The sequence below is a fragment of the Cellulomonas sp. EB106-03-03-XG116 genome (assembly GCF_058792015.1).
In genome coordinates, this window is record NZ_JBYTEP010000096.1 from 1 (window position 1) to 7,046 (window position 7,046).

Annotated in this window: 6 protein-coding genes; 4 read left to right on the plus strand and 2 right to left on the minus strand. The window is 78.8% G+C overall.

Annotation, left to right across the window (positions count from 1 at the left end; genetic code table 11):
* The 4 genes from epsE to AC3WUG_RS19085 form a co-directional block, all read left to right on the plus strand.
* The coding region (gene epsE / locus AC3WUG_RS19070; RefSeq protein ID WP_492329110.1) for an exopolysaccharide biosynthesis GT4 family glycosyltransferase EpsE at window positions 1-1,270 on the plus strand (1,270 nt) is incomplete at its 5' end.
* Window positions 1,267-2,592, plus strand: coding sequence for a hypothetical protein (locus AC3WUG_RS19075; protein ID WP_492329111.1), 1,326 nt, complete (start codon window positions 1,267-1,269; stop codon window positions 2,590-2,592). The genes epsE and AC3WUG_RS19075, both read left to right, overlap by 4 nt.
* Window positions 2,589-3,947, plus strand: coding sequence for an O-antigen ligase family protein (locus AC3WUG_RS19080; RefSeq protein ID WP_492329112.1), 1,359 nt, complete (start codon window positions 2,589-2,591; stop codon window positions 3,945-3,947). The genes AC3WUG_RS19075 and AC3WUG_RS19080 overlap by 4 nt, the downstream gene beginning before the upstream one ends.
* Window positions 3,926-4,870, plus strand: a complete 945-nt coding sequence (locus AC3WUG_RS19085) for a hypothetical protein (RefSeq protein WP_492329113.1) — start codon at window positions 3,926-3,928, stop codon at window positions 4,868-4,870. The genes AC3WUG_RS19080 and AC3WUG_RS19085 overlap by 22 nt, the downstream gene beginning before the upstream one ends.
* Before the next feature lie 28 nt (window positions 4,871-4,898).
* On the opposite strand, the gene AC3WUG_RS19090 is transcribed toward AC3WUG_RS19085, so the two are convergent.
* A complete protein-coding gene (locus AC3WUG_RS19090; protein ID WP_492329114.1) occupies window positions 4,899-5,786 on the minus strand; it encodes a DUF6492 family protein in 888 nt (295 codons plus the stop codon).
* On the minus strand, window positions 5,783-7,046 hold a 1,264-nt coding region (locus AC3WUG_RS19095; RefSeq protein ID WP_492329115.1), incomplete at its 5' end, for a rhamnosyltransferase WsaF family glycosyltransferase. The genes AC3WUG_RS19090 and AC3WUG_RS19095, both read right to left, overlap by 4 nt.

Here is a 7,046-nt window from a genome sequence, read left to right on the forward strand (position 1 = left end):
CCCCCCCCCCCCCCCCCCCCCCCCCCCCCCCCCCCCCCCCCCCCCCCCCCCCCCTCCGCCCCCCCCCCCCCACCCCTGGGCCGCCGAGGCGACCGCCCGCACGACCTACCTGGCCGACCCGTCGCCGCGGGCGCTCGCCGCCGCGGTCGCCGTGCTCGGGCGGGCGGCGGTCGCCGGACGGGCGCCGGGCGTCCTGCGCGAGGCCGGGGCGGCCGCGGCGGGCTCCGCCGGCAGCGCCGCCCGGCGCACGGTCCGCGCCGCCGGCCTGACCCTCGCGGCCGCCCGGCTCGCCGCGCTCGCCCGCGCGGGCGGCTGGTCCCACGTGCACGTGCACTCGAGCGCGGACGCGGCCCAGGTCGCCGCGCTCGCCCGGCTGCTCGGCGGGCCCGGCTACAGCCTCACGCTGCACGGGCCGCTCGCGGACTACGGCGGGAACCAGCGGGGCAAGTGGCGCCGTGCCGAGTTCGGCCTGGTGATCACCGAGGGCCTGCGCCGGGACCTGCGCGCCGCGCTCGGGCCGGACCTGCCGGCGACCCTCGCGGTCGCGCCGATGGGCGTCGAGCCCGACGCGTCCGCCCCGCCCAGCCCGTACCGGCCGTGGCCGGGCGCCGGACCGCTGCGCCTGGTCTCCTGCGGCCGGCTGAACCCGGCGAAGGGGCACGACGACCTGGTGCGCGCCGTGCGGCTGCTCGTCGACGACGGCCTGGACGCCCGGCTCGTCGTCCTCGGCGAGGACGAGGACGGCGGCCACGGGTACCGCCGGGACCTGGAGGCGCTGGTCGCGGAGCTCGGCCTCGCGGGCCGGGTCCGGCTGCCGGGCGCGGTCGGCGAGGACCGGGTGCACGCCGAGCTCGCCGGGGCGCACGTGTTCGCGCTGGCGAGCCACGCCGAGCCGCTGGGTGTGGCCGTGATGGAGGCGCTCGCGGCGACCCTGCCGGTCGTGATGTGCGCGGGCGGCGGCGTCGGCGAGCTGGTCGACGACGGCCGCACCGGGCTGCTGGTGCCCCCGCGGGACCCGGCCGCGCTCGCCGCGGGGGTGGCGCGGGTCGCGGCGGACCCGGCGCTGGCGACGGCGCTCGGCGCGGCGGGCCGGCGGCACGTGCTGGCCGGCTACGGCAGCGACCGCGGCGCGGGCACGCTGCTCGCCCTCGTGGCCGCGCGGAGCCAGGACGCGGCGGGGGCCCGCGACGCGGCGCGGGCGCCGGCCGGCGCGACCGACCGCCTGCGCCGCCCGCTCGCCCCCGCCCCGGCCGACGGGGGCCCGCGATGAGCGCCGTCCGCCGGGTCTGCACCGGCCTCGCGGTCGCCGGCGTGTGCTTCGGGTCCTGCGCCGGTCCGACCGGAGACCCGTCCGCGTCCCCGACGCCCGGGCCCACGTGGCCGGACCCGCTCGCGTGGCGGGAGGTCGACGGCGGCCCGGGCTTCTACGACGCGTTCGACCCGACGCTGCCGCCCGAGCAGCGGGCGTTCCCGGTCGGGGTCTGGCTCGAGAGCGTCACCGACCCGGGGGACGTCCGCCTCGACCTCGCGGCCGGCCTCACCACCTACGTGGACCTCACCACGGACTCCGACCTCGCGCTGCTCGACGGCACCGGCCTGGCGGCGCTCGTCGGCCGGGAGGACCCGCGCGCGGCCGGGGGCGTGCTCGCCGACGAGGTGGACATGTGGGCGGGGGCCGGTGAGAACGGCTGGACCGGGCTGTGGCCCGGCCAGGGCGAGGTGTGCGACCCCGCGAACACCCCGTGCGGCTACACGGTGCAGGCGGCCGTGCGCGCCGGGCTGCCCGCGGGCGCGCTCACGTACGCCAACTACGGCAAGGGGGTCGCGTTCCGCCTCGACGACGCCGAGGCCGCCCGGTTCGTCAACGACTACGCCGACGTCGTGTCGGTCGACACCTACTGGTTCACCGACCCGCACATCTGCGGCGGCCACGAGGGCGGGACGCTGCTGGCCGGCGGGCAGCCGCTCACGGAGCAGGAGTGCCGGCGCCCGGCGAACTACGGGCGGACCGTCGACCGGGTGCGGTCGCTGGTGGACCCGCCCGGCAGCCGGCCGGTGTGGGCGTTCGTCGAGCTCGGGCACCCGTTCTCCGAGGACGACGCCCCCACGATCACCGGCCCCCAGGTCCGCGCCGCCGTGTGGAGCAGCGTCATCCACGGCGCGCGCGGCGTCGTGTACTTCAACCACAGCTTCGGCGGCGACTGCGAGTCGTTCCACCTGCTGCGCGAGGCCTGCGGCGCGGACGTCCGCCCGTGGGTCACCGACGTCAACCGGCAGCTGGCCGCGCTCGGTCCGGCGCTCGCGGCGCCGTTCCTGGACGGCGCGGTGCGCGCGGACGGCCCGGTGGACACCGCGGTCAAGGTCGACGGGGGCACGCAGTACCTGCTCGTGGCCGCCACCGGCACCGGGGCGGCCACCGTGCGGTTCGACCTGCGCTGCGCGGCGGACGGCACCGTCACGGTGCTCGGCGAGGACCGGGAGCTCGCGATCGTGGACGGCGCGTTCAGCGACGCGTTCGCCGACGGCCTCGCCGTCCACCTGTACCGCTACGACCACGCGCCCGGCGCCGCGCCGGGGTGCGCCGCGCCGTGACGACCCTCCTGCCGCAGGCGCCGGCGCCCGTGACCGGGACGCCGGTCGCACCCGGCCGCGACCGGGGCGTGCCGCTGCTTCTGCGCTACGCCCTGGTCGCGATCGGCGCGGCGCCGGCGAGCATGGTCGTCGCCCCGGTCGGCGCGGCCGGCACCGTGGCCATGCTGCTCACGCTGCTGCTCGGCGCGTTCTGGCTGGTGTCCTGGACCTGGGGCCTGCACGACCCCCTGGCCGCGCGGCACCCCGGCCGGCTCGCGGTCGGGGCGCTGCTGCTCGCCACCGTCGCGTCGTCCGCGGCCCTCTGGCTGGGCACGACCGGCGGCAGCACCGTGGTCACCCGGGCGGCCGGCGAGCGGTGGCTGCTGCTCGTGCTCGCCAGCGCGACCCTCGTCACGGTGATCCCCGAGTGCGCCCGGTCGGTCGCCGCCACGGCGCAGTGCGCCCGGGCGCTCCTCGACGGGTTCGTGGTGTGCTGCCTGGTCGCGCTCGTGCAGTTCCTGCTGCACGTCGACCCGGTGGACTGGGCGCCCTGGGTGATGCCGGGCTTCACGCCGAACGGGGGCGACACCCCGTTCCAGCCCCGGGGCGCCCTGGTCCGCGTCGCGGGCACGACGTTCTCCCCCATCGAGCTCGGCGTCGTCGCCTCGATGCTCCTGCCCCTGTCGATCTGGCGGGCGGTGTACGACCGCACGGGCCGGCGCTGGGCGCACCTGCTGCGGACGGGCCTGCTGGTGCTGGCCGTCGCGATGAGCATCTCCCGGTCGGGGGTCCTCGGGCTCGCCGTCGCGACCGTCGTCGTCCTGCCGTTCCTCCCCCGGGTGGCGCGGCACTGGGTGCTCGTCACCGCGCCGGTCGCCGTCGCCGGGCTGTTCCTGTCCGTGCCCGGGCTGGTCAGCACGCTCGGCGGCGCGCTCGGCGCCGACGCCTCCGACCCGTCGATCTCGACCCGGCTCGACAACTACCCGCGCGTCGTCGCGATGTTCGACGCGCACCCGCTGCTCGGTCTCGGGCCCGGCAACTACATGCCCGAGGACGCGCTGCACATCCTGGACAACCAGTACCTCAACGCGCTGGTGACGACGGGCGCCGTCGGCGTGGCCGCCACCGTCGTCTACCTGGTGCTGCCCGGCGTCACCGGGCTGCACGCGGCCGGCGCCGCGCGCTCGCCGGAGCTGCGCTGCCTGGCCGGGGCGCTCGCCGCCGGCACGCTCGCGGGCGCGGTCTGCTCGCTCACGTTCGACTCGCTGTCCTTCCCGGTCTTCGCGCTGGCGTTCCCCGCGCTGGTCGGGCTCTCGGGGGCGGCGTGGCTGCTGGTGCGTCACGAGGAGGACCCGTGGACCCGACCGACGTCCTGAGGACGCTGTGGCAGCAGCGGTGGTACGTGCTGCCGGCGCTGCTGGTGGCGCTGGCCGCCGCCGGGTACGTCTACGGCTTCGCACCGCGCAGCTACGAGGTCACCTCGACCTACGCCCTCGTGAACCCGGCCGTGCCCACCGCCGAGGAGCTGGAGCGCGACCCCGCGCTCGCCGCCCTGAACGCGGACAACCCGTACCTGCGCTCCGCCGACACCAACCTCATCACCGACGCGCTGATCGCCCGGCTCGGGGCCGCCTCGACGGTGGAGCGGCTCCAGGCCGACGGGGTCGGCACCGACTACGGCGTGGGCCCGGGGGTCGGCGGGAACGGGTTCGTCGTGGACATCACGGGCGTGGGCCCGACGCCCGAGGCGGCGGTCGCCACCACCGCCGCGGTCGGCACCGTCCTGGAGCGCGAGCTGGACGACCTGCAGCGGGTCAACGGCGCCGACGACCGCTACCTGTTCACGCCGCTGCTGCTCGCCCCGCCGGACGACGCCACGGAGCAGTTCTCCAGCCGGCTGCGGGCCGTCATCGTCGTGCTGCTCGGGGGCGCGGTGCTGGTGTTCGCGGCGGCGAGCCTGGGGCGCTGGCGCTCCGGCGCGCGGGCGCGGCGGGCGGCGGAGCGAGCCGCCCCCCAGGGGGCGGACGGGCACGCCGGGGACCCGGGCGCCGGGGCGCGGGCCGGTGCCGTCGCGGCGCGGCCCGGGACGACCCGCGGCGGGAAGCGGGCGCCGGTGCGGTCGACCGGGGCGGGGGGCGGCGGGACCGCGCGGGCCAGGTCGTCGAGGACCGCGACCGCGGCGCGTCCGCCGGGTCCCGCGGACGAGGCGGCGCCCGACCCCGCGCCCGCGGCCGACGAGCCCGCCCGCGGCGCAGGCGCCGGCCGCACCGGACTGCCCACCGCGAAGCGCCGCGGCTGACCCCGCCGCGCGGTCGCCGGGTGGGCCGTCAGCCCGCCACGCGGTCCGCGATCAGGCGGCGGCGCAGGTCGAGCGCCGTGCCGGACTTCGCCGAGACCATGACCGCCACGTCCCGCAGCCGGACCCGGGCGAGGAAGGCCGCCAGCCCGTCGCGGTCGAGCGGGGCCTCGTCCGAGTACGCGGGGCACCGCATGTCGTCGGTGTGCGGCACCGGGCGCTCGCGGCCCTCGACCTCGTCGAGGTACACGCCGTACAGCACCATCTCGGAGACGTGCAGCTCCCGCCCCACCGCGGCGGCCCACGGCAGCCCGGTCACGGCCTCGACACGCGCGAGCATGCGGCGCACGACCGCCGGATCCCAGACGCAGGGCCAGCACACGTAGTCGGGCCGGGCCGGCTCGTCGCCCGGGGGAAGCCCGAGCAGCCGCCGGGCGACCTCGTGCCACCGGACGTGCCGCGGCAGGTGGGCGGAGACGGCGCCCTCCCGGCGGTACAGCGGCACGGCGCCGTCCGGGGCGAACGTCCGCGGCCCGAACGGCCGGACGAACACCAGGTCGGAGTCGGCGAGCAGCACCAGGTCGGCGTCGGCCGCGGCGACCGCCGCGAGCTTGACCACCTGCTGCGCGACCCAGCCGCGCACCGGCGGGAACGGGGCGCGCGGGTCCAGCCACAGGTTCAGGCCGGGGACCTTGCGCAGCGGGCGCGGCACGACCGCCCGGGCGTCCTGCACCGTCGTGCGGTCGCCGGCGAGCGGCCGGAACAGGTCGAGGTCGGCGGGCGGCACCACCAGGGTGTGCCGCACGGAGGGCGGCGCGAGCCGCAGCACCGACCGGTTCAGCTCCACGCACAGGGCGTGGTCGGGGCGGTAGGAGGGCGTGAGCACGAGCAGGGTCGGGCTGCCCGGGGCGGCGGTCACGGGCCGGCCGCCCGCGCGCCGGCGGCGTCCCCCGCCGGGTCCTCGCCGCGGGCGCTCGTGCCCCCGGCGGCACCCGCGTCGCCCGCGACCGGCACCCCGCGCACGTGCCGCTCCACGAGCGCCACCAGCCGCGCCTGCGACCCCGCCCACGACCGGCCCGCCACGCTGGCGTGGAGCGCCGCCGCGCGCCCGGCCGGGTCGGGGTGCTCGACGGCCGCGGACAGCGCGTCGGCAACGGCGGCGGGCGTCGGCGCGGCCCACCGGACGTGCGGGTTCGGCAGGTCGGCGCGGGCGTCGGCGGCGTCGTTGACGACGGGGACGGTGCCGGCAGCCAGCATCTCCTCCGCGACCAGCGAGATGTTGGTGAACGACAGCGCCAGCCCGGCGAGCGTCCGGTGGTACAGCACGTTCAGCGCAGCCGGGTCCAGGCCGCCGTGCCGGGTCGCCGGGACCCCGAGGTCGCGCGCCGGATCGCCGTAGACGTGGATCTCCTGCTCCGGGTGCGCCGCGTGGAACCGCAGCAGGGCCAGCCGCGCCAGGTCGTACCCGCGCCGGGCGACGTCGGGCTTCGCGTACAGCACGACCCCGCTGCGGGGTGCGGGCGGGAGCGGCCGGTACACCTCGGTGTCGCACCCGAACGGGACCACGTCGACGTCGACCCCGAGGTCGGAGCGCAGGTGCCCCGCGACCATCTCCCCCAGCGCCAGGACGCGCAGCCCCAGCCGGTAGGAGTCCTCCGCCAGGGCCCGCGGGGCGCCGTGCGGGTAGAAGTACGGCTCGACGTCCTGGACGAAGTACAGCCGCCGCATCGGGTCGGTGCCGCGCAGGGCGAGCACGTGCGCGGTCTGCCAGGACGTCGCCACGCACGCGTCGACGCCGTGGATGCCGTCCGCGACGTCGCGGACCTCGGCGCGCACCTCCGGCCACCCCGCACGCACGACCGCCGCGCGCCGGGCGACGTCGCCGCCGTGCCGGTCGTAGAGGTAGAGCACGCAGCGGTGGCCCGCGTCCTCGAGCGCGCGGATCATCCGGAACATCGTCGTGTGCCCCCCGGAGTGCGGCCCGGGCGGGACGCACAGCCACCCGACCGTCAGCGGCCGGTCCGCGGGCGGCGGCGTGGCGGGTGCGGCGCGCGCGGCCGACCCGGGGGCGGCGACGTCGCCGGGCAGCAGCGGGAAGTCCAGGGCGGCGGCGCCGGTCGCCCGGTACAGCCGCGCGGCCTGTCTCTTATCCCCATCTGACGCTGCCGACGAAGGCCGT